Source organism: Cuniculiplasma thermophilum (assembly GCF_052315355.1).
In the GTDB taxonomy this organism is placed as follows: domain Archaea; phylum Thermoplasmatota; class Thermoplasmata; order Thermoplasmatales; family Thermoplasmataceae; genus Cuniculiplasma.
Window position 1 is genome coordinate 46,355 of sequence record NZ_JBLSDF010000001.1, and the last position, 26,994, is coordinate 73,348.

At 37.2% G+C, this 26,994-nt stretch carries 31 protein-coding genes; 14 read left to right on the forward strand and 17 right to left on the reverse strand.

From position 1 onward, the window contains the following. Positions 1 to 164: 164 nt before the first annotated feature. The 9 genes from ACNF42_RS00255 (at position 165) to ACNF42_RS00295 (ending at position 8,116) form a co-directional block, all read left to right on the forward strand. The gene (locus ACNF42_RS00255; RefSeq protein ID WP_443337596.1) at positions 165 to 449 is read left to right on the forward strand and encodes a DUF211 domain-containing protein; all 285 of its coding nucleotides are present in this window, start codon (positions 165 to 167) and stop codon (positions 447 to 449) included. Next, entirely contained in the window at positions 446 to 967 is a 522-nt protein-coding gene (locus ACNF42_RS00260; protein ID WP_443337598.1) for a hypothetical protein, read from the forward strand. Before ACNF42_RS00255 ends, ACNF42_RS00260 begins: the two co-directional genes overlap by 4 nt. After that, positions 964 to 2,409: a hypothetical protein gene (locus tag ACNF42_RS00265; protein ID WP_443337601.1), complete on the forward strand. Its 1,446-nt coding sequence runs from the start codon at positions 964 to 966 to the stop codon at positions 2,407 to 2,409. The genes ACNF42_RS00260 and ACNF42_RS00265 overlap by 4 nt, the downstream gene beginning before the upstream one ends. A gap of 12 nt (positions 2,410 to 2,421) precedes the next feature. Further along, positions 2,422 to 3,246, forward strand: a complete 825-nt coding sequence (locus ACNF42_RS00270; protein WP_443337603.1) for a fumarylacetoacetate hydrolase family protein — start codon at positions 2,422 to 2,424, stop codon at positions 3,244 to 3,246. Then, positions 3,239 to 4,111: a hypothetical protein gene (locus tag ACNF42_RS00275; protein ID WP_443337606.1), complete on the forward strand. Its 873-nt coding sequence runs from the start codon at positions 3,239 to 3,241 to the stop codon at positions 4,109 to 4,111. Before ACNF42_RS00270 ends, ACNF42_RS00275 begins: the two co-directional genes overlap by 8 nt. A 3-nt stretch (positions 4,112 to 4,114) precedes the next feature. Next, entirely contained in the window at positions 4,115 to 5,986 is a 1,872-nt protein-coding gene (locus tag ACNF42_RS00280) for an ATP-binding protein (protein WP_443337609.1), read from the forward strand. A gap of 116 nt (positions 5,987 to 6,102) precedes the next feature. Continuing rightward, positions 6,103 to 6,798 (forward strand): iron-containing redox enzyme family protein, encoded by a 696-nt coding sequence (locus tag ACNF42_RS00285; RefSeq protein ID WP_443337611.1) that lies wholly within the window; start codon positions 6,103 to 6,105, stop codon positions 6,796 to 6,798. A gap of 39 nt (positions 6,799 to 6,837) precedes the next feature. Continuing rightward, complete coding sequence (locus ACNF42_RS00290; RefSeq protein WP_443337613.1) at positions 6,838 to 7,386, forward strand: histidine phosphatase family protein; 549 nt, start codon at positions 6,838 to 6,840, stop codon at positions 7,384 to 7,386. A gap of 64 nt (positions 7,387 to 7,450) precedes the next feature. Continuing rightward, a complete protein-coding gene (locus ACNF42_RS00295; protein WP_443337615.1) occupies positions 7,451 to 8,116 on the forward strand; it encodes a hypothetical protein in 666 nt (221 codons plus the stop codon). 17 nt (positions 8,117 to 8,133) lie between these two features. Here the strand turns inward: ACNF42_RS00295 and ACNF42_RS00300 are convergent, their stop codons facing one another. From ACNF42_RS00300 to ACNF42_RS00325, 6 genes are all read right to left on the reverse strand, one after another. Then, a complete protein-coding gene (locus ACNF42_RS00300) occupies positions 8,134 to 8,952 on the reverse strand; it encodes an ABC transporter permease (RefSeq protein ID WP_443337617.1) in 819 nt (272 codons plus the stop codon). Beyond that, positions 8,949 to 9,947, reverse strand: coding sequence for an ATP-binding cassette domain-containing protein (locus ACNF42_RS00305; RefSeq protein WP_443337619.1), 999 nt, complete (start codon positions 9,945 to 9,947; stop codon positions 8,949 to 8,951). Before ACNF42_RS00305 ends, ACNF42_RS00300 begins: the two co-directional genes overlap by 4 nt. Continuing rightward, a complete protein-coding gene (locus ACNF42_RS00310) occupies positions 9,940 to 10,335 on the reverse strand; it encodes a PadR family transcriptional regulator (RefSeq protein WP_443337621.1) in 396 nt (131 codons plus the stop codon). Before ACNF42_RS00310 ends, ACNF42_RS00305 begins: the two co-directional genes overlap by 8 nt. A gap of 269 nt (positions 10,336 to 10,604) precedes the next feature. After that, complete coding sequence (locus ACNF42_RS00315) at positions 10,605 to 11,324, reverse strand: hypothetical protein (protein ID WP_443337623.1); 720 nt, start codon at positions 11,322 to 11,324, stop codon at positions 10,605 to 10,607. Beyond that, positions 11,325 to 11,624, reverse strand: coding sequence for a hypothetical protein (locus tag ACNF42_RS00320; protein ID WP_443337625.1), 300 nt, complete (start codon positions 11,622 to 11,624; stop codon positions 11,325 to 11,327). A gap of 131 nt (positions 11,625 to 11,755) precedes the next feature. After that, on the reverse strand, positions 11,756 to 12,754 hold the full coding sequence (locus ACNF42_RS00325; RefSeq protein WP_443337626.1) for a hypothetical protein: 999 nt from the start codon (positions 12,752 to 12,754) through the stop codon (positions 11,756 to 11,758). Positions 12,755 to 13,066: 312 nt separating this feature from the next. On the opposite strand from ACNF42_RS00325, the gene ACNF42_RS00330 reads away from it, so the two are divergent. Continuing rightward, positions 13,067 to 13,747: a hypothetical protein gene (locus tag ACNF42_RS00330; RefSeq protein ID WP_443337628.1), complete on the forward strand. Its 681-nt coding sequence runs from the start codon at positions 13,067 to 13,069 to the stop codon at positions 13,745 to 13,747. Here ACNF42_RS00330 and ACNF42_RS00335 read toward each other — a convergent pair. Both ACNF42_RS00335 and ACNF42_RS00340 read right to left on the reverse strand, forming a co-directional pair. Next, complete coding sequence (locus tag ACNF42_RS00335; protein WP_443337631.1) at positions 13,739 to 14,353, reverse strand: HAD family hydrolase; 615 nt, start codon at positions 14,351 to 14,353, stop codon at positions 13,739 to 13,741. The two genes, ACNF42_RS00330 and ACNF42_RS00335, sit on opposite strands and share 9 nt — an antisense overlap. After that, entirely contained in the window at positions 14,350 to 15,066 is a 717-nt protein-coding gene (locus ACNF42_RS00340; RefSeq protein WP_443337633.1) for a HesA/MoeB/ThiF family protein, read from the reverse strand. The genes ACNF42_RS00335 and ACNF42_RS00340 overlap by 4 nt, the downstream gene beginning before the upstream one ends. Positions 15,067 to 15,111: 45 nt before the next feature. Here ACNF42_RS00340 and ACNF42_RS00345 point away from each other — a divergent pair, with 45 nt between their 5' ends. The 3 genes from ACNF42_RS00345 to ACNF42_RS00355 all read left to right on the forward strand — a co-directional run bounded on the left by ACNF42_RS00345 (position 15,112) and on the right by ACNF42_RS00355 (position 17,368). Next, positions 15,112 to 16,125, forward strand: coding sequence for a zinc-binding dehydrogenase (locus ACNF42_RS00345; protein WP_443337635.1), 1,014 nt, complete (start codon positions 15,112 to 15,114; stop codon positions 16,123 to 16,125). Between the two features lie 86 nt (positions 16,126 to 16,211). After that, entirely contained in the window at positions 16,212 to 16,388 is a 177-nt protein-coding gene (locus ACNF42_RS00350) for a hypothetical protein (protein ID WP_443337637.1), read from the forward strand. A gap of 47 nt (positions 16,389 to 16,435) precedes the next feature. Beyond that, complete coding sequence (locus ACNF42_RS00355; protein WP_443337639.1) at positions 16,436 to 17,368, forward strand: hypothetical protein; 933 nt, start codon at positions 16,436 to 16,438, stop codon at positions 17,366 to 17,368. Here ACNF42_RS00355 and ACNF42_RS00360 read toward each other — a convergent pair. The 4 genes from ACNF42_RS00360 to ACNF42_RS00375 all read right to left on the reverse strand — a co-directional run bounded on the left by ACNF42_RS00360 (position 17,365) and on the right by ACNF42_RS00375 (position 24,450). Then, a complete protein-coding gene (locus ACNF42_RS00360) occupies positions 17,365 to 17,865 on the reverse strand; it encodes a winged helix-turn-helix transcriptional regulator (RefSeq protein ID WP_443337641.1) in 501 nt (166 codons plus the stop codon). The genes ACNF42_RS00355 and ACNF42_RS00360 overlap by 4 nt on opposite strands. 2 nt (positions 17,866 to 17,867) lie before the next feature. Continuing rightward, positions 17,868 to 18,134, reverse strand: coding sequence for a hypothetical protein (locus tag ACNF42_RS00365; RefSeq protein ID WP_443337643.1), 267 nt, complete (start codon positions 18,132 to 18,134; stop codon positions 17,868 to 17,870). Positions 18,135 to 18,164: 30 nt separating this feature from the next. Then, positions 18,165 to 23,267, reverse strand: coding sequence for an ATP-dependent helicase (locus ACNF42_RS00370; protein ID WP_443337645.1), 5,103 nt, complete (start codon positions 23,265 to 23,267; stop codon positions 18,165 to 18,167). Positions 23,268 to 23,358: 91 nt separating this feature from the next. Then, a complete protein-coding gene (locus tag ACNF42_RS00375) occupies positions 23,359 to 24,450 on the reverse strand; it encodes a DUF763 domain-containing protein (RefSeq protein WP_443337647.1) in 1,092 nt (363 codons plus the stop codon). Between the two features lie 92 nt (positions 24,451 to 24,542). On the opposite strand from ACNF42_RS00375, the gene ACNF42_RS00380 reads away from it, so the two are divergent. Beyond that, a complete protein-coding gene (locus tag ACNF42_RS00380; RefSeq protein WP_443337650.1) occupies positions 24,543 to 24,845 on the forward strand; it encodes a DUF2175 family protein in 303 nt (100 codons plus the stop codon). Positions 24,846 to 25,031: 186 nt separating this feature from the next. On the opposite strand, the gene ACNF42_RS00385 is transcribed toward ACNF42_RS00380, so the two are convergent. Genes ACNF42_RS00385 through ACNF42_RS00405 form a run of 5 tightly spaced genes read right to left on the reverse strand, consistent with a single transcriptional unit; the run spans position 25,032 to position 26,924 of the window. Then, on the reverse strand, positions 25,032 to 25,187 hold the full coding sequence (locus ACNF42_RS00385; protein WP_443337653.1) for a 30S ribosomal protein S27ae: 156 nt from the start codon (positions 25,185 to 25,187) through the stop codon (positions 25,032 to 25,034). Beyond that, on the reverse strand, positions 25,187 to 25,486 hold the full coding sequence (locus tag ACNF42_RS00390; protein WP_443337655.1) for a 30S ribosomal protein S24e: 300 nt from the start codon (positions 25,484 to 25,486) through the stop codon (positions 25,187 to 25,189). Before ACNF42_RS00390 ends, ACNF42_RS00385 begins: the two co-directional genes overlap by 1 nt. Then, positions 25,476 to 25,985, reverse strand: a complete 510-nt coding sequence (locus ACNF42_RS00395; RefSeq protein ID WP_443337658.1) for a GTP-dependent dephospho-CoA kinase family protein — start codon at positions 25,983 to 25,985, stop codon at positions 25,476 to 25,478. The genes ACNF42_RS00390 and ACNF42_RS00395 overlap by 11 nt, the downstream gene beginning before the upstream one ends. Further along, the gene (gene spt4 / locus ACNF42_RS00400) at positions 25,963 to 26,172 is read right to left on the reverse strand and encodes a transcription elongation factor subunit Spt4 (RefSeq protein WP_443337660.1); all 210 of its coding nucleotides are present in this window, start codon (positions 26,170 to 26,172) and stop codon (positions 25,963 to 25,965) included. The genes ACNF42_RS00395 and spt4 overlap by 23 nt, the downstream gene beginning before the upstream one ends. Then, complete coding sequence (locus ACNF42_RS00405) at positions 26,169 to 26,924, reverse strand: DNA-directed RNA polymerase (RefSeq protein WP_443337662.1); 756 nt, start codon at positions 26,922 to 26,924, stop codon at positions 26,169 to 26,171. Before ACNF42_RS00405 ends, spt4 begins: the two co-directional genes overlap by 4 nt. Positions 26,925 to 26,994: the final 70 nt, after the last annotated feature.

Genomic DNA, 26,994 nt, shown 5'->3' on the forward strand with positions numbered 1-26,994 from the left:
TTTTTCCTATTTCTTATTAAACTTCATTATGTTCAATAGGGATATAGGTAAAATTAAAAACGAGAGGAAAGTATATAATTGTCTCTCAAGGATTATAGAAATGTTTTCATAACATTTATTTAATATCCATAATAAGGTTAAGTGTAGTTTAGAGGAATAAACTTATGAATATAAGGAGGCTCATTCTGGACGTAGGTAAAGGTTTGAATAGGCCAACACTTGTTGAACTTTCAGAGGCCATTAGTTCGGTTAAGGGTGTTGAAGGTGTGAATATAAGCGTCACCGAAATAGATATGGAAACCATGGGTACAAATATAACAATAGAAGGCAACAACATGAACTTTGACGAGATTGTACGAAAGATCGATGCCACAGGTGCAGTTGTTCATTCTGTTGACGAAATTGCAGCTGGAAGCAGACTGGTAGAGAATATAAGGCGTTATCAGTGAATTCCGACCTGGAATTTGCATTCACGATTGGGACCATAGATGGAATAATTACGGCACTTATGATAGCTAGTAGGGCAATACTTAGTGATATAGAAATGCCATTATCCCTTGCAGTTAGAATAGCTGTAGGTTCATCGGTGGTTGGAGCTGCCAGTTATCTTGTTGCGGAATATGGAAAATTGCGTGCTGAAGATAGTCTAGTTTATAAGCATCTTAGACCACAGGGATCAAGAAGGGTTAGGAATGAAGTAAACATGGAACTGTTCTTAGATGCGTTTAAGGGTGGAGGTGTATCAATGCTTATGGGCTTTGTGGGAGCATCCATACCTTTGCTCTCATACTCAATTCTAAACAGAACCCCTTATATATCCATAATCGTTTCATACATAACCTTAATTGCACTTGGGATTATTTTGGGCAAAAAATCAGGTGGAAAAATAAGCTCATGGGCAGGATCCCTCATACTCCTGGGGATATTAATGACAATACTCGGTTACTATGTTCAGGTGATCTCGTGAGCAGGAGAAGGTCACTACTGATTCTATCTGATGCGTTATATATATTATCCATATTGTACCTGATAAATGCAGGTGTAACAATTTTCTCACACGGCACAAGGGATATGACTATTCTATTTCTTTCTGTAATAATTTTAATGCCACTTTTTGAGGCTTTTTCTGAAAGAATGCCCAAAATATTGTGGGGTTACTTCATTTCCATTTTTCTTATTTCAGATCTGATCACTCTTTTTCTGGATTTTTCTGTCTTTATTGTGATGATTTTGCAGATTCTTTCCTTTATTTTAGGTATCCGGTATATTATAGAAAACATCAAAGAAAGGCTATACAGATTTGCATATATCCTGTATGGACTCATAATGATGTTCATTGCCTCATTGCTAAGATATGACCCCATAGAAAAAATTGGTAATATACTGGTAGCAAATATCTCTGACGATGTCAAACTTTCGGGGATACCCATATTTTTTCAGAACGGGATAGTAATATTTTCACAGCGCTTCTTTATTTTTAGCATCAGCATTCAGTTCACAGTAATTATCCTTCTATTGGGTTTTTTATTATTGGAGAATTCAAGAAAAATAATAGAGATCGCAGGGAGCAATCAAAGCAAGGGTGCGGAGGCTTTTGGACTCACCTCTATGTCATTTTCAGTTCTTTCATGCCAGTGCGAAACAACCACTTCTATTATACCGGCAATCGGAGCAGAAATTCTTGGTATCATATCTGTTCCGGTTATAATGGAAAGCCTCATATTATCACTGATGACCTTTATTCTGATACATTATCTTGAAAAGCATGGGAATAACTCATTTTTTGAAATTATATGGAAATCCAATGAAACCAACCTCAGGGAAATAGTTCTGTCCATAATTGCTATCCTGTTCATACCAATATTTGTTACCCTAGGTTCATTTTACAATCTCCAGTCAAACCTGTTCTTTTATTTTGGGACGAGTATTGGGGTTTTTGTTATTTCAACTTACATTTTCTTCAACGTTTTCAAATTTTTAAAAATAAGAATACATGTCGGAGTCAAAATAATGAGTCTTCTTTCATTTGCGATTCTTATTCTTATGATAATCTGGTACTGGCCATTGATTTTGGAGGACACAATACATAATGGAGTCTTATTTTCCCTAATGGGGATTATATCAATCCTAAATGGCTTCATGTTCTCAATAATCCTTTCAGGTTTGGATAAGGGCAGAAGGATCATAGCTTCAGAATATGTAGCTGGAATGTTTCCTGTTCTATTTGTTATTGCACTTTATTATTCCATAGTAACTGAAAGCGTAATCTGGCCCATATACAGTCTTGCAACTCAGGAGATATTTTCACTAGTACTTCTGGGAATATCACTACCATTCATGTGGTTTGCCACAAACTATTCCATTTACAGCCAATATACGAGAAATTATGAAAATGTATATAATGCCTAATAATACATATTCATGCAAATTGAATTTCTTAAAAATAATGGAAAATTGTCTCCATGTGTATGCCAGGGTAATGGAAAAAAATATTTAAAAATGGATATATCTATTAATCAGTTTTATTCGGACATAAAGAAATACACAGAAATGATAGAAAAGGAAGGCGAATGGATTGAACAAACTGGAGAAACTGTTTTACCTGTTAATCCCTCCAAAATACTTTGTCCTGCCTTGAATTTTAGATCACACTCGGGGGAAACAAACCAAAAAACTCCGAATTTTCCCTATTTTTTCCCAAAGTTTATTACGTCCTTAACTTCATTTGATTCGGATATAATCAAACCCAGGTCCGTACTAAAACTGGACTATGAAGGAGAAATAGCTGCCGTTATAGGGAGGAGATTGAGGGATGCCAGTTTGAAGCAATCATCGGAATCAGTTGCTGCATATGCAGTTGTAAACGATGTTAGCGCCAGAGACATCCAGAATCAATATTCGGAGGGCTTAGGGAAGAACTGGATAATGGGCAAAGCATCCGATACCTTTCTCCCTATTTCGGCCTCTGTATATTTTGGGGACATTAACTCATTCGACATCATAACCTCAGTAAATGGGGAGATAAGACAGAATGGAAATACAGAAGATATGATATTTTCATTTCCTGAGATGATAAGTTATATAAGTAAATTTGTCACTCTAATTCCGGGAGACATGATACTGAGTGGAACACCCTCTGGAGTTGCAAATTCAGGAAAATTCCCATTCTTAAAGAACGGGGATATTGTGAGGATTGAATCAAAAGAAATCGGATATATATCCAATAGGGTGAAGGACAGTGATTGAGGAGGTTCATAGGGATAATCTGAAAAATTACAATCTACCATTTGTGCCATATATTTTTCCCTACAAGGATAGTAAATTATTATTAAGGCATGGTGAGGAAAATCATGTTACATTGGTTCAGGATTTTAACTACGGCAATCTGAACTTTTCTGTCAAGGAGTTTTTAATGGACTGGTACTATTCAGGATTCCCAAAGAATTTAATGAAAACGTCTTCTGAAACCTATTCCAATATATGGAGAACTCATATTATGATTGACGGAAAGAAATATCCATTGTTTTACGGAGAAGATTACAGGGATCGATTTGCAGCCTCCCTATTTTCCCATGGTCTCTCTCTGGAAATAAGATCCGATGAAGATTTTTCTGAGACAGTCAGGGAACTGTTCCTTGACTTTAATCCCGTATCAGTCAATAGAAGATTTTACCAGCTGTCACATTATATTAATACAAAGGCCTGGCGATGGTTTGAGGAGGAAAGAATGGGCAGGATGAATTGGAGTGAATTGAATAATACCAGAATCGGAGATTATTATGGGGATTCCAAAGGTGATTTCAATAACATTCACAAAATTGAGATATACAGGAATGTAAATGGCGACTATTTATGGTTGGATATGGCAATCAAAGGTACAGGTTTCAAAAATCTCTATTATAAGTTTGAGGATAGTGGAAATCTTTTCTCGGAGGTAACTTCAATTAACGACTGGAAAGTCTATTTAGTTTCAGAATTTGGCCCTGCAATTCTGAGATATGAGAATGATAAAATTGTTGTTACAGTGACACTTCCATATATTGAATTTGGAGATGTGTGGAAATATATGGATATTATAGAAAAATTAAATTTAATAAATAAATTTCCTTGATACTTGCCATTTAGATATTCCATAGGTTCAAAAAGCAGAGACGTCGATTCATATGATAAGGGTAGTACAATCCCTCAGAGTCGTCCCCTGTTCCATTCTCTTATATTGGGAAGAACCGGTACTGGAAAATCCAATTTGATAAAAAATTTGATATTGCACCTAAAGGAAAAAGATGACACTAACTTTATTCTGGTGGATTTCCATGGAACACTTTCCGCCCAGGTCATAGATCTTTGCAGAGATGAGGAATTGATCTATCTTTCGACAAAAAGTGTTGATGGATTTGGAATCAGAATGAATGTGCTCTCAGGTGCTTCGACCTCTCCAATTTCCATGTATCTTATTTCTCAGATATTTTCAAGTGAAAATTCTCTTTCCGGGGGAACATGGGGGCCAAGACTGCAGACCATATTTACGGCAGTGCTTCGGGAAATAGTAAGGCAGAATAATGAATCTACCCTTAAGGATTTTCTCAATACCCTCATAATTAAGGAAAGGATGCAGGAATTAAGGGAAAATTCTTCAGAAGAAACAAAACCTGTCATTTCAAATCTCATCAAGAAATGGGATTCCTGGATTGAATATTCAATGAGTACAGTAAATAAGCTGTTTCCCATAGTTTCCGATGAGGAAATTGCCAACTTTATCTCTTCTAAAGAAGAGTCCATAAATCTTACCTACGAACTTTCTGAAGGATCGAAACTGATTGTGATAGATGTGGCTAAAACTAAAATGTCAATACAGCAGGGTCGGATCATATCTTCCATGATTCTGAATAAAATGTGGAGTGATATATTAAAAAATGGCAATAGCAAGGAGACCATGATAATAGTTGATGAAGCTCAAAATCTCAATTCTTCCCTTATGTCTGAAATACTAAGTGAGGGTAGAAAATTCAATCTCTATTTGACACTTGCATCCCAGTTTCTTTCTCAATATGACAGAACATTGAGGGATTCCATTATATCAAATTGCGGGAATATATACTGCTTCAATATGTCAGAGGAAGATGCAACGGATATATGCTCCCTGGTATCCGACAGAAAACTGAGACAGAATGCCATTAAATCCATAATGCTTGGTCAAATTCACAAGGTAACTGCAATAGACCTTCTTTCAAAAGGTGGTATAGAAGTAAATGAATTCTATCCCCCTCTTATTGAAAGCCCCCTTGATTATGAACTATTGAATAATGCTATTACAGGTAGTCTGAGGAAATTTGGAAGAAGAATCAATGAAGAAAAGAATGAGAGTTTATCTGATTACATTGATTTACACAAAACATTAATAAAGAATTTCAGGGAATATCTGGAAAAGAAGTCCATAAGGATAATTGAGGAGGAGAATCTAAACGGTCCAAGACCGGATCTCATTTATTTCATAAATGGAAACCCCGTAATTGTGGAAGTTGAAGTATCAGATCTTTTAAGGTTTGAAAGGATAGTGAAGAAAGCATGCACTTATTCAAAGAGTGAAATAATATTTCTTTGTCCACCAGAAAATGGCCTTAAACTCTTTGAACTTTTCAGGGATAAGGATAGGGTAAAGAGAATACTCCAGAGGATCGAGGAATCTGGACAATTCACTTTCTTCAACCCGGAGAAGATTACGATTCTTGAAGAACGAGCAGGTAGGTATTACTACGTTCAGAGAGGGAATTTGAAGCGATGGGCAGTGGAAAAATCATGGATTGGCAACACAAAAGCATTCTCCCTGGATTATGAGAATTCAGATTTTTCATGTCTTGCCCTTTTGAGAAAAATGGAGGCAGAAAGAAAATTTCATGTTTCATTTAACCCCCAACAGACCATGGATATGAAATCCAGTAACAAGATTCTGGCAGGCGAAGTATACCTCACTGAATTATACAATTAATATCAGTCAGTGAGTTACTCCATATCATAGAAGGCCATTTCATTTGCATAGGAGATTTTGGTTCTACTATATTAAGAAGAGAACATATTTATAATACCTTTAACATGATTATAACTATGATGTCAGAAGGATTAAATGAAAGTAATTTTTATGACAGGACTTACAGCTATGTGAAGAAGCATAATGCGACGAATAATCCCTTTTTGGATAGGTTTGCCAAAGGGGATATCTCGGAGGAAGAATTTAAAAGGTTTTCAGTGGAATTTTACCACTTTACAAGAGAGTGGCCTGCAATCCTTGGAACGCTGCTTGTAAATACACCATACGAGGAGGATGCGGCCAATTTGACTACAATTCTGGTCTCTGAACTTGGTGACATGGATCCTTCCAAGAGGCACGAATTGCTTTACAGGAAATACCTAAGGTCTATAGGAATGGACCCTGTAGCGCTTGTTAAAAATCCACAGCTGCCGACAACCAAGGCATGGCTAGATGGAATGAGAAACTACTTCTCTGGAGACTATTTTGAGGCCCTTGGAGCTGAGTTTGGCTTGGAGAATATGGCCATACCCATGTGGGATAAGATTCTGGAAGGATTTAAAAATTTTCTACCCACTCACAGGGAATTTTCAAAGGCGGACATAGAATATTTTACCTTCCACAGGGAGTTGGAGTCTCATCATGAAGAAGCAATGGAGGATGTACTGGGCACACATAAATCAGATCCTGAGGCAAGGGAGAAATTCTTAAGAGGGGCCAAGGGCATACTGGATCTTGAAGAAAAATTCTGGATGGGGCTTTCCACAAGATAATCGGAATTTTTTTAACCCATTTATTTATTAAGTTTCACGATGGACATCATATTTTTGAGGCATGGCAAAACCGTTTGGAACGCCAGTGGAAGATGGCAGGGCCATACTGATGTTCCTTTAAGTGAAGAGGGCAGATATCAGGCGAAAAAGGCAGCTGAACTTTTAAAAGAAGAAAGAATTGATACCATATTTTCCAGTGATTTGAAAAGAGCCTATGAAACCGCGAAAATCGTTGGGGAAATTATAGGCAAAGATGAGATTTTAGTCGATAAGCGGCTCAGGGAGAGAAATTTGGGGGACATGGAAGGTAAGACTACAAATGAAATAGGTATTATGGTGGGCAATGAAGTAAATATTGTTGACATTGTTGGAAGCAACCTCCCAATAAATAATCTTGAGTCGGTAGAAGATCAGTTCAGGAGGGCAGAGGAATTTTTAAACAGTATTAAGGGAAAATTCCAGTCTGTATTAATTGTTTCACATGGTGTTATGATAGGTATAATGATAAATATTCTAACAGATGAAGATTTTCGATACAGAAAAATTGATAATTGTGAAATAATTAAAGTAAAAACTGATTTGTATTAGGAGAAATCATACCATTATGTGGATTTTTAGAAATATATATATCTTATAGAAAAATCAGCTCATAATGTCTGACGAATCAAAATCTATGACTTCAGCCTTTGAACTACTTAAAAAAAGACCAGAGATTATCTTTCCATTCATTTTCGGCCTGATAATTGCAGGCGTTATTTATACAATTGCAGCCGCCATAATATCCTATCTGGCCTTAGGCTCTTTATCTCCATCCAATGCAAATCTTTTTGAATTATATATTCTGGTTATTCACGGGATAGAAGGTTTATTCCTTTACTACTTCATAGTATTGGCCATTTTCTGGCAGTCCTTTTCTGCCATGGACCTTGTGGATTCAGGGGATTTTTCCATAAGAAATTCTTTGTCAGATTCACTTGCTTCCTATGGTTCTGTCTTAGGAATTGCATTATTCATATCCATTGTTTCCACACTGCTCTCATACATTCCAGTGGTTGGGGGTATTGTAGATTCCCTATTTACAATAGTTTCACTTTTCTCCATTATAATTTCAATTTTCAACAAGAAAGGATTTATTCAGAACATCATAGAGATGCCAAACACATTGACAGAATACTATAAAAAGGAGCCCACAACAGGCCTATTCCTCTTCGTTCTTATACTTGTCTTCATAGTTCCTAATTCTTTCCTTGAAATAATTGACCTTTTTGTATCAATAATATACGGTGGCCTTGTAATAAAATTAATTTCTGGAAATTAAAAAATAATAAATTTTTTTCAATCTCTGATCTCCTTTTCAGATAGAAATGTCGTTAAAATTATCATAGCCATGCTCAAAAGGAACAGATATAATAGGTCCAGCATCACTGAATGAAATTGTGCCCCATTCATTGATCCGTTGAGTAAAACAGTCCTTATGGCCACTGCTGACCAGGAGACCGGATTGTAGTTTGCAACGTTTGCAAGCCATGAAGCCATAAGACCTGCTGGGAATAGAGCATAACTTGCAAAGAGTAAGGGCAGATTTATAAGGTTAATAATTCCAAATATAGTTTCCTGCTTTCTCAGCCTGATGGCTATTATACTAAACAGGGATGAAAACGAAAAGGCTATCATGATTAGGGCAGCAGTTATTATTAGAATGTCCAGTACCGTGATCCCATGTTTCAGAATCAAGCCATTGGGTATTATAAGAGCAGCAATTACAAGTATTACGGCCTGCACAAGTATTCGAATTGTTGTTGAAAGAATCTTTGAAAATACTATGGAACTTCTTCTGATTGGCGAAACCAGGAATCTCGCAAGATTACCAAGCCTTCTATCGAATATAAGACTTGTACCGGAAAACATAGCAGTGAAAAGACTGGTTGTGGTAAGTATACCTCCTACTATGAATGTGATATAATTAGGTGCATCCCCAAAGGGATTCAGGGAACTTAAACTGGGGGGAAGCCCTGAAAATATCTTTGTTATATCAAAAGCACTCCCAAATAAAGCAATCCAGAAAATAGGCTGTAATAGACCTACTATGAAAAACACTGGATTTCTATACCACTTTCTCAATTCTCTTACTGTTAATGGAATTAGTCCACTCATCTTCTCAACCTCCTCATGTTCATTGCCATCTTTCTTACATCTCCACCTTCTTCCTCCCTGATCTCTCTTCCGGTGTATTCAAGGAATACCTGGTCAAGAGAAGGTCTGTGAACACTAAGTTTCAAGGGTTTTATGCCGTTATTTACAAGATACTTCATTATATCGGGAAGTTCACTATCTGCATCCTTAACTTTCATTCTAACCTCTTTAGGTTGGGGAAAAGAAGATTCAATCTTATTTTCATACGCGGCAAATTTGTTAGCATCCTCCTCAGAAGAAAATTCAACCTGAATGATATCTCCCTTAAGATTGCTTTTCAATTCATCAGAGGTTCCGGTAACAATTATCTTTCCGTGATCAATTATGGAGATTCTGTCTGCCAGTTCGTCAACCTCCTCAAGATAGTGTGAGGTTAGGATAATTGTAACTCCCAGTTCTTCTCTTATTTTCCTGATGTAATCCCACATCTTTGATCTGGTTTGAACATCCAAACCAAGAGTTGGCTCATCCAGGAAAAGTACCTGTGGGTTGTGTACCAGTCCAACCACAAGTTCCAGTCTTTTTCTCATACCTCCTGAATATGAACTAACATATTTTTCCCCAAAATCTGAAAGATCAACAAGGCTCAATAATTCTTTGGCTTTTTCTCTGGCCTCTCTTGAAGGTATATCATAAAATCTTGCCACCATCTCAATATTCTCTATACCTTTAAGGTCTTCATCGGTTGTGAGATCCTGAGGTACCACGCCTATGGCTCGTCTAACCTTCATGGAATCCCTAACAATGTCGTAACCCATTATCCGGGCACTTCCCGATGTTGGTTTTATAGACGTTGAAAGCATCTTTATGGTCGTGCTCTTTCCAGCCCCATTGGGACCCAGAAAACCATAAATTTCACCCTTTTTGATTTCCAGGTTTATTCCCTGAACCGCCCTTATTCCGCCTGGGTATATCTTAACTAGATCCTTTGTTTCTACTATTATTTCATCACTCATTTTTAATTGCCTCCAATAGATTTTTACATTCCTCCACTAAAACATTCATTTTACTCCTTTGAATGCTCCTGTCCTCAATTCCCTCTCTAATATACCGGAGATTGGCAACCGTTCCCTCTATTATGTCATCCTCTTCTTCCCTGTCGTTGAAGTTTTCCAGGATATCTGTCATTCCGTTTTTGGTCTCTTCACCCTTTTTGGTTATTAAATATCGACCCTCCTCATTCTTCTTTATAAGTCCATTCCTCTCAAGGGAAGATAGAGCTGGATAAATACTCCCAGGACTGGGTTTCCAGTGCCCTCCACTTCTAGTATTAACCTCCTTTATAATTTCAGCTCCGTTCATCGGTTTATTACTCAGAAGTTTCAGAATCCAGTACTTTAGCATTCCACCTCGCATGCCCGATAAATCGAATTTCGATAATAAACTTTGTTAAAAATAATTTGTTAAATTTAACCATAAAAGGATGGATAATATGAAAGGCCCCTGTTTTTTCAGTTTTCCTTTCAAGAAGATGTTAAATCCAATTTGTATTGAAGAAATTCTGCATGTGAAATTGAATTCAGTATGTTTTTATGGAAAATTAAAATATAAGTAATTCCAGAAAGGAATTGATTTCCTAAGACCAATAATGCAAAAGGAAAGGACTTTTCACATCAGGATTTATCCCCCTTTCTCCCTTCGTATTTTTTCTCTATAGCCTCAACAATTTTTCTAGCTATGAGCTGTCTCTGATTGTCCAGCTGATTTAAGCGATTCTGGAATTCTTCATCAGTAATCCTTCCACTAATTCTATCCTGAATGGTGGATGCAATGTTATCATCTATCAGATCGCTTCTTTCTATGCTTTTGACATTTCCCTCCTTATCTCCACTGATTTTTATGGAGGTTTCGAAGGATACTTTTGTGAATCTTTTGTTGAAGGAATATCCAGATGTAATTACAGAAAAGAAGAATATGGCGAATAGTTCTGGTATGATGACTGAAATAAAATTCATCTCGATTATAAATTTCGGAGTAAAGATAAGAATTAGATAGAGAATTAATGATTCAAGTGAAGTCAGGGACAGGAATAGTATGGGAGTTAGACTCTGATCTTTTATATGATTCTTTTTATTCATAAAAACAATGTAAAACAGTAAGGCTAAAAATGCCAATATTGAAATCGTCAGGTATAGTGCAATATCCAATCCAATATGGTTCCTTATAAAGGGGAGTGAGGTAAACCACAAAAGAATGAAGAACAGACTCAGTATGGCATATTTCATGGAAGCCAGCAATCTCTCCTTTCTGACAATATTGGTCCGATGACCTTTTCTCTTTCCAGAATTATGGAATACTACCCTTACCTCAGGTTCAGAACTGGATTTTACCACTTACTCAACCTCCTTCTGTTTTCCATTTCTATGTATTTTGTTGATATTCATATGAGACTTTACATATTCCCTTAATTCCTGGTCCTTGCCTACTAATAAATCGAATATTTCATCCAATTTAAGTTCGCCATTCTTTGAATTTAATATATCTTGTGCCAGAATGAATATGCTGTCTCTTACAATGGCTTGAAAAAATTCATCCCAGGAAAGGTTGTATTCATAGACAAAGTCAAATCTGGTTTTTAAAAACTTCAACTTCTCATATGTACTTGATTCGATTTTAAGTCCGATTTTTCCCATATTCCAATATTAATTTATTTTACAAAAACGTTTACATTACTTTACATTACAAATGCGCAACAAGGATTAAAGATGACCGGTATGTAGTTAAGGAGAAATTTTATATGGAAAAATAGAAAATATTCATGATCTTATGAGAAAAATGATTTATATTGCCACACAGTAAATATTACGCCAAGCAGAATTCCTATTATAACATAAAAAAATATAAAACGATTGGTTTTGACGTAATCTGCATATGGAAAGAGGGCCGGGAAAGCAGGAAGCAAAAGCCTTGGGATGGAAAATTCAGGAACGCCTACCACAAATAGTAGAGGAATCTCTATGGAAAATGTATAAACTGAAAGGAATATGTTTTTTCTTGTCTTTGATTTTGCCAGTAAATATGAACCAAAAAGGAAAATTGCAAAAAAGATGTAATTTCTCATTAAATAGACTATTGATGGGATTCCATAATGAAGATATGAGGACATTATACTTCCTCCTTGTATAATGGGTGTTCCAAAAAACACACCCCAGTATTTTCTCTCTATTGTGAAGTAAATGAATGGTGATCCGTCATAGTGCCAGAATGCCAGAACTGCTACAACTCCCACAATGGCCGGTAATGGAAACAGCCACCATCTTTTAAGCTTGATTATCAGGGATGGAATTGCATAGGCAAGATTTAAAAATGTGGCCATTGCAAATGAGAAAGCACCAATAGCTGCAGCATCTGTACTTTCAATGAACAGGCATATGAAGAAAAGAGATATGTCATCTGAATATGGAATAGTTGAAAAAAGCAGAAAAACTGGAAATATTGCAACCAGCACGGAGATTTTGTAACCTCTTTTCCTGTAAAGATAAATAACAAAGGCCTCTCCAAAAATATTCACGATCAGGATTGCTGAAATCACAAACCAGTCGTATCCTCTTGGAAACACATAGTCGACAGATCTGATCAGAAATGGAAATACTGGGCTAAAGGCCTGGGATTGCAGAGAGAGATAACCATATCTTGCTATAGCTATATAATAAGTGCTGTCCCAGTGGTTTATCCCATTCAAAAAACCGTAACCGTACATATAGAAAATAGTTAGAAATATAAATGCCTTTCCCAAATTGTAAGATGTTAGTATGTAAATCATGCGTTTATTCCTATTTAGCCAATTTTTGAGCAGAAATAATCATGTCTGATTGTTATGCGTTTTATAATTATTTTGTTTAAAGCTAAAAAGTTTTGGGGGAAATGTACAAATAGAAAATCCTAAGGATTTCACACATAGCCGGAAAATTTAGAATCTTGTCATATTCACTAACTTTTCTCTTCCCCATTATTGAAAAAAGTATAAATCAGCATTTTACCAAATTAGATTTTCATTAATTGGAGAAGTATGAATTATTGAAACCTCAAAGTGTGAAAACTTTATTTAATTTAATTTATATCTATATTTGTGCACATGAAAATAAGCAAGATGGTAAGTTTGATAGCCTTTGCCATTTTGGCTTCATTCCTCATAATTTCAGCCTCATCAATCTATATCACAACGGAAAATGATCTTAAGAGTCTACAGATGACGTTCAAAGATTTAGAAATAGAGAAGGGAAAGGTGTATGTTCAGACTCGTTTGAACACATCCAATTCAGGTTTCTTACCTTCCCGCGTTTACCTTATGAAGAATGTCCTTACCATAAACCCCGATAATTCAATAAGTACAAACCTGTCACTTCCATTAAACACAACAAAAATGAGGATTGATGGCTGGTCCTTTCACTCCATTGAATATGTTTTTCTTGCAGTGGTTTCGGAATTTTTATCGGGAATGAACTTGAGCACAGATAGACAAAACATATCGACCTTAATACCACCTCTATTTACGAATGCATATCTTTTGAAAACAAATAATAATACAACAAAATTAGTCTTGAATGGGGTTATTCCCATAGTTGCAACTTTCCTCGAAGTCTCCCTTTATGCTGGGAATAAGTTTCTTGGAAACCTTACATCCACTGGAAATGGAAACTTCTTCTCGGGTACCGTGAGTTTAATAGGAAACATAACCAGCTCCCAATTGGGATCTGATCCAGGAAATCTTTCATTCCGGTTCCTTGGAAATACATGGAGCCTTCCTTCATTTTGATAAATCTGTTATGATTTTCAATATATGGGAAATTTCCTCCACGGTTAAATCCTGAATCTGTATGTCCTTTTTCATTCCGTGGGTTACAAGAACTGACAGCATTCCCAATTTCTTTGCAGGAATAATATCATTGATGGAATCCCCAACAACTAAAATATTCTTTGGTTCCAAATTCATCAAGTTCGCGGCCTTTCCATATGGCTCTACATCAGGCTTCCCAAGGGTAACGTCGTCTATTGTTATCACCTTTTCAGGAAGGATCGGAATAAGGTCCACAAATGACCTTCTGGCAGAGGTTACAACCAACCATTTGATGTTAAGTTCGTCTAATCTTCCCAGAGTGGATGGGACGTCCGGAAAGAATCCAACTTCATTCAATCTTTCCCTGAATATTTTCTCTTCATCGGTTTCAACCTTTTCAGGACTTGAAGAAAAGATGGAAGCGAGTGATGTACCAGGAAGACCAATCAAAGGTTCTATTTTTGATTTCTCTATATCATGGCCATTCATATAAAGTGCCCGATGCCATGAATCCACTCTCACAGAGAACGAATCCAGAAGAGTTCCATCTAGATCAAATATGACACCTTTTATCTCATTCTTCATATTATCTGCCTCCCTTGTATTTTCCTTTCCTCTAGATATTTATATTTCCCAGATCTGCACACACTGCAGTTGTCCCTAATGTTAACCGTAAATTTTTCAATTTTTACGTTGTTGAAATCGAAAAAGTACAAACTTCCATCGCGCTGCCCATTCGTAAGTATATTTTCTGCAAATCTTACTATATATGCGGATATGTTTTGTGGAACATAGGGAAGTACGCGATCGTAATGGCAGTTCAGGGGTGACATTTCACCCTCTCCGAAGAGACATTGCAGGCATGAAGTTTCGTGAGGAATCACGCATTTGATCTGCCCAAAGCTTCCGAAACTCGAGCTGAATATTAAGGGTATTTTATGCTTCACAGCAAATTCATTCATCAATTTTCTTGTAATAAAAGAGTCCGTTGCATCAATTATTAAATCTACATCCTTTAATATATCTTCAATGTTATAAGAATCCAGATATACTGGCTCATACCTTATGTTCTCATTATTGCTCAGGCACCCTATCTTTTCTGCACACACCTTTGACTTGTTTTTACCTACATCCTTTTCAGAGAAAAGACTTTGCCTTGGCAGATCTGACCTGGCAACTGAGTCTCCGTCTGTGAGAATAATGGAATAACCTAATGATGATAAAATCTGGGAGGCAATCTGTCCGTTTCCTCCACACCCAATAATTGCTATTATCTTATCCCTTCGATCTGAACCCATATCAAAACTGGCAATTCATAAATAGGAATAAACCCTTGTCTAAATGTGAAAACAACAGTTATAAAGGAAATAGGAAAAAGCATGGAAATTGAGGAAAGGAATATACCTGAACCAGGAGTAAACGATGTCATTATAGAGCAAAAATTCACGGGGATATGTTACAGAGACATACTTACAAGGGATGGTTTTTTCCCAAGACTGAACCTTCCCATTGTTCCAGGCCATGAGGTTTCAGGGATTATAAGGGAAGTGGGTGATGGAGCAGATTACTTTAAGAAGGGCGACAGAGTATCAAGTCTAATATATGTCCCATGTGGTCATTGCGAAAATTGTATATCTGGGAAAGAAAACTTATGCCAGTACAAGAAAACCCTGGGAGAAAACATAGATGGGGCCTACTCAAAATTTGTTAAGATAGACCAAAGAAGCCTTGTTAAGGTTCCCCAGTCTGTTCCAGAGGAACTTTCAACTATTGCCGCATGCGTTACAGGAATGGTAATACACGCCCTTGATACTGTCGGTGGCATAAGCGAAGGAAAACGTGTCCTTATTACTGGTGCAGGTGGTGGAGTAGGTTCCCATTCAATACAGATAGCCAAGGCCTACGGTGCAGAAGTAATGGCTGTAACAAGCTCAGAATGGAAGAAAGAGGAACTCTATAAACTTGGTGCTGATCATGTAATAAGTGCTGGTGAAGGATTTAGCAAGAAGGTAAAGGAGATATGGCCTGAGGGCTCGCACATATCCCTTGAAAATACGGGGGATGCCACATTCACTGATTCCTTTAGATCTCTGGCATTTGGAGGAAAAATGGTGGTGGTTGGAAATTTAACACCAGGGGCACCAAAAATCCCTCTGGGGATACTTATTCTGAAGGGAAACAGTGTTCAAGGAAGCATCTCATCCACAAGGTATGATCTTGAAAGGGCTCTTGAAATGTCTGCAAAAGGTAAGATCAAGGCAGTTGTTTCAAGTACAATAACTATAGATGAGGTAAACAAAGCCTTTGAGGATATAAAAAACAAGAAAAATCTTGGTAAGGTGTTTATTAAATTTTAAACACTTTATGTAAAATCTATATTTTCTCACTATTGTTTAAAGTAATCGTTAAATAATGGAGTATTCATACGGAATCAGGTGTTTTTATGCAGGAGATGATATGCAACATTGAATTATCTAAGGAAGACGAGGAAAAAGAAAATGGTGAAAATTACATCGCCAAGCTTAGAACTGAAATGGGAGGGTTAAGAGAATACTCTGGTGTAACATTTGAAGATGTTCTTAACCAGGTTATAATAGAACTTGAAGAAGAGTTCTCTTAAAATGATTGTACCAAAAAACGTTTAATAGTCCAAAATATACTTTTATGTTGAAAGCATTACTAATCATTCTGGTTGTATCCCTTATGATGGTACCTGTTGCGGTTCCATACAATCATAGCCCAGATGGGGCACATATGTCCTTTGGGCCCTCCCCAGGAATGAATATTTCCATGAATGGTGGGAACACTACTATGAATTTCTTCGGCCCTAATTTTCTGAGGTTCTATTCAAATGAGGGATTTAAAAATGTTTACCCCCATCTTCACTGGCATATGACCTCAAAAGGTAAACTAAATTACAGTTACCACACAAATGTGAGTGGGAGAATAGGATTAACTGGAATATCTCCGAATTCAAGAAACAACTTTTTTAAAATCGCTCTGGAATATCAAAATATAACGGTAAATATAACCAAGGTTTCGAAGATTCTGGAAATGAATGGTACAAATAATACCACATTGACAATAAACGATACAAATAGTCTTTCAGTTTCATACCAGTTCAGTATACACGATACAAGAAACCTTTCTGGTGACTTAGTAATACCAATTGCAATCTATCAGGGAAAGGGATTTAAGCCAGGTATGAGAGAGAGATTCGATGAAAAAAGAATGAAAATGAATTTTAATGGACTGGTGATGCCTTTTAACCAAACAAGGCAGACGATCATATTCTCATTGAACTCTCATTATGTTGATAACGGGCAGGAGATGAATGCGACCATTATATTCTATCATGTTTATAGATTCTATGTTTACTATCTTATTATACCCTACTCAGGAAAATACAACAACATTAGCTATGATCCCTATGTAACATTACCCAGTTCATTCCCCCTGAAAACTGTTGATATTTCTACTCCAATTACACAGGCAATAGGAGAAATTGAAAGCAACCTTTATGCCTTTGGTGGAGGTATAATACTTGGCAGTTTACTTATTGGTGCCGGTTACATATCTTACAGGAAGAAATCATACTAATCTTCCTTCCATTCGTCAAAAAGATCTATAAGGCTATCTGCCAGTTCTTCAATGAAGCTCTTCCTTGAGCGTTTTATAAATTCTCTTATATTTTCTGGATCTTTTAATCTGAACTGTTGGCCATCCTTTACTACAATATTTTCTTCCGTCAGCGACTTTATGGAATCTTCCCAGCTGCTGCCTATTCGCTCCTTAAGCTTTCCTTCCGCTACCGTTCCCTTATTGAGAAGAATAAAAATTATTGTTCTGCTGGCCTTATTTCTCAGATGATAACCAAGTGATTTCTTAAGTGATTCGCCTGTGGAATATGGGAAGTATCGCTTATACTTGCCATCCTTTCTGACTGTTATCACTTCCTCCTTTTCTAACCTGTATAAATGGTATTCCACCTGGCCTATAGCCAATCCGCTCTCTCTCTGGATTGCCCTGAAATGTATGCCGGGATTATCCTTGATCATCTTTAGGATTAGTTCTCTGGAGGAATTTTCATTACTCAAATTTACTTTCCCCTCATTATTCCCAGATATACAAGAATGAGCATAATAAGGTCAATTATTTGTAATATTGCCTGCGTGTATGGTTCAAAGATCTGAATCCCAAAATACTGAAGAGAAATTACAAGGGAAGATATCAGTATGAGAGTGAAGTAAAGAAATATGTACTTAACAATGGAAATACCCTTTCTTAAGGCTTTCCATGAAACAATCATTAAAAATGCGGATATTACAGCATTTATTCCCGTTATTAACAGAAGATAATTAAGCATTGGAACTCATATATTTATGCAGTTATAAACTTAATTAATATCACCCTGGAACTTTACTGAAAAACCAAACTCTGAAAGGGTTTTGATACATTCCCTTTTCTTAGATAGATCCCCATCAAAATGCTCTATTGTCAGATCATTTTTTGTCCTGTGAGTTTCCAAGGACAGGACGGGAGATCCATCAACAAAATATATGAATTTTCTTATTCCACCGAAATTGGCCTTAACAACCCCTTTGAATACATTATGAATGAGGTCCCGTGGGCTCAGAATGATACCATGGCCTTTTCCGGTTTTCTCACTTAAGAAATCCTCCTTTGCGAGCACAAACATTTTTGCGTCCAGAATGAAAATGCTTTTCATTTTATTCCTCTTGCTAATCTTTGCGATGGCTTTATCATAGAGATTTTTGTCATCACACATCGTTATTTTGTTGAACATGTCATAATTTATGAAACCAATTACTGAGATTATTTTTTCAATAACTACATTGGCAGCCTCCTCATCGGTAAACTTCTCCACTACAAACCTGTATTTGGACCTCACATCCTTGCAAATAACGGCACCTTCCCATAGTTTTTGAATGGATTCCCTCACGTTATCATATTGAATCGACAGATTTCCAATAATTTCATCCTCACTGGCAGGATATTCCATTATGAATTTCAGAACCTTATGATCAGTATCATTCAAATTTACCTTTCTCAGTGTCCTGTATAAGGAAATGGTTTCCATTGTTCCCTTTGAAGTTATTCCAAGGGGTCCATTAAAGGAAAAAATAATTTCAGAAGAAAAATAACTTTCAATATCAACAGCACGTATGCCCCATACTGTTGCTTCGCTATTATCCCTTATCCCAAGATAGGCACTGTGTATATTTTCTATCGCCCTTCCGGACTTCACCAATGAGCGCCCATAATGTCTTATGGAATATTTGAAAAGGGAATCCATATAGAGTGCATTAAAATTCTCAGAGCCTTTCATTAGAATGCCATTGGATTCCCTGTACCCGTGTTCTACAAATCCATTTCTCACCTTTTCCATAGGATCTGTAACCATTACACTCATTCCCTTCGAAATGTATTGCATCTCAAGGTATTGGCAAAATTTATCCTGACCCTCAGGTTCTTCGAATTCAATCTGGTCTATCCATAATGCCTCCGGCATTATGGTAAGATTCATGATGGTAATCATCTTGCCCTTACTGTAAAAAGCGTGCGTAAAACCGCTATTTTCTGTAACGAGTTTCCCCATAAAAATTATGACAGGATCTGAAACAGGGAGGATTATATCTTCCATCTTGTCCTTTTGCATTTCACCGTAGTATATTCCGCTCTTACCTCTCATACTGGTTATTCCCACCAGATCTTCCTTCTTTATATTGAACCAGAAGTTTCTCATTATTTCATTCTGCGTGGCAGGTCCCGTAAAAGATAGGAGTGTTTTCATTGCCTCATTTCTATCCATCTTTGAATCTCCTAATTTTCCATATGTATTTCCATTGAAATCAATAAGAACCCTGAATTCAAGGGACTTTATGACCTGTTTTAATTCCCTCAGGAGTATTGATGTTCCACGGGATATTGCCTCCAATGTTGCTCTACCATACTTTAGGAAGTCCAGAACCTGTTTCTCCTGTTCATTCAGTTCCTCCTGCCTTAATTTTTGAAGACACATAGCCATATTTCTGTTCATAGCGGTTGGTCGATGCCTGAAAAACCTCCCCCTTATTACCTCTTCTGGGTCCTTCCACTCCCCGGATTCCCTCATTCTCAATAACATGGAATCTCGATTGGTGTAAAATCCAATGGAATTGAAATATTCCTCAGGAGAAGAAAACCTCCTCATAAATCTTCCAAGCCTGATCTCTGATGGTTCCACGCTTTCCATGCCCATTATTGCTTCCAGGTCTCCCTTTATTATATACTGCTTTGCAAAAACGGGAGTTATATAATCTTCCAGAATCATCCCGTCATTTTTCAGATTGGAAACTGATTCTTCCAGTATTTCCCTCTCCATTGGAAGTTTTATGGATAATTCATCAAATGTCATTGGACCCATGGATTTCAATGTATCATAAACAAGATTTTCAGCACTGTAGGAAGACTGCTTTGGCTCATCTGCCTTGTAATAAATAATCTTATCCCCACGGAACCTTCTATGCACAAGATACATTGATTCCAAATTGAGAAGTGAATTTTTGACTGTGTCTTCCGGTAGATCGGTTTCTTTTACAATTTCACCCATGGTCTTCATATTGCATGCGTTCAGAACCTTTTGATCTTCCGATGACATTTCCCTTTTCCTTTTGAAAAGAGACTTGAACAGGAATTCTCTTTCCGGCAGAATCCAGTAAATCCCTCTCATGTAGACACTTACTATTGATCCCTTGTTGGCTAAATTCCTGCACATTTCAGTTACATCTATATCTGCATATGGGAATGGCGAATTGAATCTGGATCTTGTAATATCTGCAAATGGGAAATGTTCAAATAATGACATCAGGTCCCCTTCATTTTTTATTCGCTCAACCTTGGCAGCGTAGAATGCATCGACCTTTGATGGTTCCCTTATTTTAAAATCGGTGAATTCTGAACCGTATGTTTTATCGACTATTCTGCTTTGAAGTTCCCTTAAAAGTTTGGCTCTATCCTCCATTAATACAACATCAGAAACACCTGAAAGCACAAGAGACAGTGAAAATGGGCATGTTTCATTGCTGTAATCTCTTATTTTTACGGAATTTCGATCTATTACAGATTTCACATACTCAAGAGCAGATGGGACATCCATCATATCATTCATTATTTCCCTGTAAGTTTCTGTAATTACAGGAAAATTTGGAATATGTTCAAGAGCCTTCAAAACCTTATCACTTCGAAGCTGCTGCATAACCACAGAGACCTCGTGTCCCTTATATCTCCTTAATACCATGAGGGAACGTGTGGCACATTGTCTGAATCTTTCCTTAAATACGGTTGTATTGAATATGGACTTTTTCACATATTCTACGAAATTTGACCCATTTATCAATTTCACAAGATCTTTTAGATCGATCTTTCTTTCAAAGGTTAGCATAAAGCCGTCATCTGTTACACTAACTCTTGTGTTTATCTCGTATTGATTTGATATTGCCTGTGCATAGGCCCTTGAAAGTGCATCATTAACTCTTCTTCCGAGGGGAATGAGAAAAATTGCACTGTACAGGTTATCGTCTATGTATCCCTCCAACAATAGATGATCATCGGTTGGAATGCCAAAATTTTTTTGCGCCTTCACGTAAGATATTATACTTCTGGCACCATTTTTGTCTATGTGGTAGTTTTCAATAAGCCATTTCTCTATTTCTTCCCTATCCCTGTCCTCCAGATCCTTTGAAATACTTGCCCGAAACTGACCGATCATTTTGCCAAGATCATAGGACCTTGGAAGCATCTCCCCTGTCCATGAGGGGATAGTCGGCTTGAGCCCGGTCGCATCCCTTACTATTACTCTATTTCCTCTGGTCTTTATAAAGGAATATGTTCTTGCTCCCAGAACAAAGATATCCCCTGGAACCATTCTTTCCACAAATTTATCACTCAATTGCCCCAGGTTTCTTCCGTTTATATCTATTACCTTATAATCAGAATCATCAGGTATTGTCCCCACATTCATGAAATAGATCATTCTTGTGCTCTTTTTCTTCCCTATTGTGTTCTCCTTCTCGTCGTACCATATTTTAGAATAAACACTGTTATTTTCCAGTTTTCCTGCAAGGTAAAATATTACTGACATATATTCTTCCCTTGAGAGATTCCTGTACGGAAATGATCTTCGTATAAGGTTGTAGCATTCATCTGTGTTCCATGTTTTTTCAAGAGTCATGCCGACTATTGCCTGCGAAAGAACGTCAAGTGCGCCCTCGGGTATGCTGACTCTATCGATATTTCTTTCGTATGCCGCCCTTGTCAGGACCGAGCATTCCACCAGATCGTCAAGATTAAAGACTACGAACCTGCCCTTTGTGAGTTCATTAATCGAATGTCCAGCCCTTCCTATTCTCTGCAAACCCTTGGAGACGGATTTTGGACTTCCAATCTGGACCACAAGGTCAATACTTCCTATATCTATTCCAAGTTCCAGAGAAGTGGATGATATTACACACCTCAATTCACCTTTCTTTAATTTTTCTTCTACACTTATTCTTGTCTCTTTGCCCAGTGATGAGTGATGTGCTTCCAGACTTTCTATGCCTCTGGCCTTAAGTCTTATTGCAACATGTTCAGTTGCACTTCTTGTGTTTGTAAATATGAGCGTGGTTTTATGTTCTTCAACGAGCTTTGCCAAAATATCATACATTCTTTCGTTTGCAACTTCAAACCCGGCACTTGTAAGATCCTTCACAGGAGTGAGAGTTTCAAGATCCAGTCCTCTTTTGATATCAACATCCACTATCTCGCATGGTCTTGGCTTTCCATCTTTAAAACCGCATAAAAACTGCGCAATTGTGGAAAGAGGGGCCTGGGTGGCCGAGAGTCCTATCCTTACATATCCGGGAACTACCTCCTCAAGGCGTTCCATATTGAGTGAAAGAAGAGTACCCCTCTTTGATGATGAAATTTCATGAATTTCATCAATAATTACATACTTTACAGTCTTGAATTTTTCCTTAAACTTTGGAGCGGTCAGGGCCAGGGAAAATGATTCGGGAGTTGTTATTAGGATGTGAGGTGGCTTTCTCAGCATCTTCTGTCTCTCATTCTGGCTTGTATCACCACTCCTAACAGAAACCCTTATGGGGGGTAAATCCAATCCATTTTCTCTTGCTATCTGATAAATTTCATCCAGAGGTGAGTTTAGATTTTTGTTTATGTCATTTGCCAGGGCTTTCAAGGGAGATATGTAAACACAAAATATCTCATCCTCCAGTTTATTGGCTCTGGCCTTCAGAAACAATTCGTTAATAATAGCCAGGAATCCTGTCAGTGTTTTCCCAGTTCCTGTCGGACTAGATACAAGAACATTTTTTCCTTCGTGCACGAGAGGAATAACCATTCTCTGGGGAACAGTTAATGAAGTATACTTTTGATTAAACCACTTTACAATGAGATCATCCAGAAATGGAAGTTCATATTCTATTCCCTTTTTCACACTTTCCTTATTTTCCGTGTTAATCCTTGCTTCAGTTTTAAACGGTATAAAAGGTTTGTCAGAGTTTTCTATATATTGTATCCTTCCCTTTTTAATTACGCCTTATTGTGAGTTCTGTCTGGTCTGAGGAAAATCTTGAAAGTTTCATTATTTTTTCTTCCATAAGAGTCCTGTTCATTCCATAGGTCCTTAAAACCTCTTTAAAAAACTCTATAACCATATCATAGTCCCTGTGGTCTACTGGTTTTGGAATTCCATCTTTTCCTCCAAGGGCATATGAATATCTTATTGGATCTTCCATGCTTATTTTTTCCCCGGTTATCACTTCTGAAATATATGCTATGGCCCTGACAGTGCTCTTACCCACACCTGGGAACGATATAAGATCCATGACACTGGATGGCTCATATTCATATATTTCTCTTAACTTGTCAAATGGAACCTTCATACTCAAATTCAAAACTGGGGAACCTGAGAAATTGTCGAGAGTATATTGGTTATCTCTTACAATATTTGGTTTTTCCCTTATCACCCTAAGCATATTTTCCCTTATTCGTCTGTTTAAGGATGATGTAAGATCAAGGCTTTTTTCACCCATGGCCTGAGAACTAATACCATTTCTTTGCTCCTCCAATGGTTCCATCTTTTCCAGATTACTCCAGTGATAGCGTCTTGCCATTCTTTGATCAGAATTTAAACCCTGTTGAATAACGCTGTAATTTCCCTTATAGTCTGAAATAACGCTGTGAATATAGAGATCGTAGCCATCCTGCAATAAGTTACTATCAATTCTGGCAATATAATCAGTTTCTTTAATCAGATTCTGGGCAATTGAATCTGAATTCATAATTTGTGATCGTTCTCTTATCTCCTTTGATTTAAGTTTCATGCTCTTTCCCTTACCACCTGACACAAAAAAATCTGAATCTTTCGTTTCCGTATATTCTTTCAGTGCGTGAATAGTCGTAGTGGTCGTGCCGCTTGAGTTCCAGTCAAAACCCGTAACTAAACTTAAGGACTGAAACCATATTGGATCGGAAAATCTTTTAACCAGTTCCTTGGGTGAGTATATCTGACTGATAAGTGTACATATTTCCCCTATAAGGATTATCATCTTCCTGTACAGATTTTCTGGAGGTTTTCCGTAATGAAGAGGTAAATATGATACACCTCTGCGCTCCATATGGGAATAATTAAATCGCCTTAATAAATAGTGCACTTTTTAACCAAAGTAATTTCTGACAAAGATTTAGTATTAGTACATAATAAGTCCCCATGGCGCAATTTAACTGCTACGAATGTAAAAAGGAGGTAAGAACCGGCGAAAAGTTTACCTTTACAAAGATGGGTGCTGTTCATTTTGACTGCTTTATATCGGCTAAGAGGAGAAGCATTGATCCATCAAAGGAGGAGCACCTTAGAACATATTCCCTAATACTAGATTCAGAGCTTACTCATCTACTGAACCTTCTCAGGATTGAACCCAAAGGGGATGATGAAAAAATATATCATAACCAGAAGTACAAGGAGATTGAAAAGAGCGCTGGAGAAACAACAAAAAAGATAGTAGAACTCTAGGCCTTTATTTAATATAACTTAATTTTTGGATAGCAAATATTTGTTTCTTATTTTATTTACTTTCTGGAAAAACTATGACAGAATAATTAGCACTCTTTCTTTTCCACAGTTAAAACAAATTCGTTCACTTGTAAGTTAAAAAAGAAGAATATCTTTTTATCAGACACCAGCGTTTTATGGTAAAAATTACTTCTTTCTTTTAAATTCTGTGTATCCGCATTTTCCACAGGTAAATCTGTCTTCGTGCTCAGCAAGGTATACTCCTACTCCGCACCTTGGACAGTTTCTCTTCTGCCTGACAAGTTTGTTATTTTCAATCTTGTAAAACTCTCTTTTCTGCATTACTTCTTCTCCTCCTTTACCTTTAGTCCATTCCTGAAAAGCTCATAGTCAGGCTCGTACAACATGGCATCCTCTTTCTTTGAGTAAATTTTGCTGTAACCCTCAAGCAAGTGAAGACCGGTTTTCTGAATGTTTCTGTCAACTATGACAAGATCCTTATTACTGTTGGTGTTTCTCGCTATTATCTCCTTTATAACCTCCCTTGAAGGGGTAGGGCTGTTTTCATACTCTAGAGTGTATTTAATTTCCTTTCGCCTGAGTATTTTGTTCTCCTTTGATTCTACTACTTTAAAGTTCATGCTTCTTCACATCCATCCTGCTGAATATTTTTTCAACCAATTTCTTGCTATTTTGGTCAACCTTAATTACTGCCATCCCACGACCCGGGATACCGTAAACTACCAGTGAGTTAATTGGGGCATAAAAAATTATTGGTAACACAGCTAAGTCTTCTTCGCCTTCAACTTGAATATTTACTGCAGATACTCCTTCGATCCCCTTTTTTATCTCTTCTATTAAATCGGAGGATACAACACCCTGATCATTTCTTATCTTTATTGAATTAGATCTTTCCCTGAAAACTTCCTTTCCTCTTTGAGTTTTCAGATCATATACCCTTATCTTGGGAATGATCCCCAAATCGTCTAAAACTTTGCACGTATAGTCACCAACAGCGAACAGTTTACTGGAGTCAGAACTTATTAAAGATTCTGGATTTATAATTTCTCCGTTATTGGACTGTATGAGACCTTTGGTCTCATCGTTTATTAAATAATCACTGTCTAACCTTAATTGCATAGGTGCCTTCTTCTGTAATTCCTGCTCTATTGGCAATCTGCGAGTGTCTGGGATCAACTATTATCAAAAAACCATACCAGTCATCTGTCATGTGAGAATCTCCGTGATCAGGGCACGGTGCATCAAGATAGATCCTCTTGCAGATCTTGCATGCCATATATTTTTTCTTTGTTGATTTGACTGTCATAGCTCCTCACCTAGATCCTCCTCTTCACCCAGACTCTCTTCTTCAGCATCCTCTTCTGGAATTGGTGAGTCGGATACCAGATTGCTGTCGCCTTCCTGATGCTTTGTCCTTTCTCTCTTCCTAGCACTTTTCTTTGGTTTGGATTCTCCCGTTATATCAGGTTTAACTCCTTCAGATGGATCGTTTTTTAACCATTGCAGTTTACCAAGGCCCGGTTGCTTCATTGTAAATCCTATCCTCCTGTCGTTTGGCGAGGAAGAAGATATATTTAACATAACAACCCTCACCCTGAGCTTATCCCCTGCTCTTATTTCGCGGTTTGTATCCTTTCCAATTAATCTCTTATTCCCTTCATCAATTTCTATTCTGTCGTCCATTATCTGACCCACGTGCAATAGACCTTCAAAAGGACCGAAACGTAAAAATGCCCCAATTTTTGGAACTACAGAAACAACCACAGCTTCAACTATCTCATTCATTTTTGGGATGAACGCAAGCGCCTTGTAAGTTATATTTTGGTAAACTCCTCCATCCCCGTGAACTATTATACCATCACCGTTCTTTGTAATTTCCAATATAGTCACAATATAACATTTTTGCATATCAACTCTGGAATTATTATCTGGAACATAATCAACGATTGAACCTTGAAGTTCCTTGCGAGTTACCTCCTCAACTGCTCTTTCATAATCTTCACCTAACATAGTGGGGGGAACCCTTGCCAAATAATCATCTTCAATAATTGCGTACAATCAGAATCACCTATATACCTCGAGATACAAAGTAAAACAGTATGTTACATTCATTTATAAATATAATGAT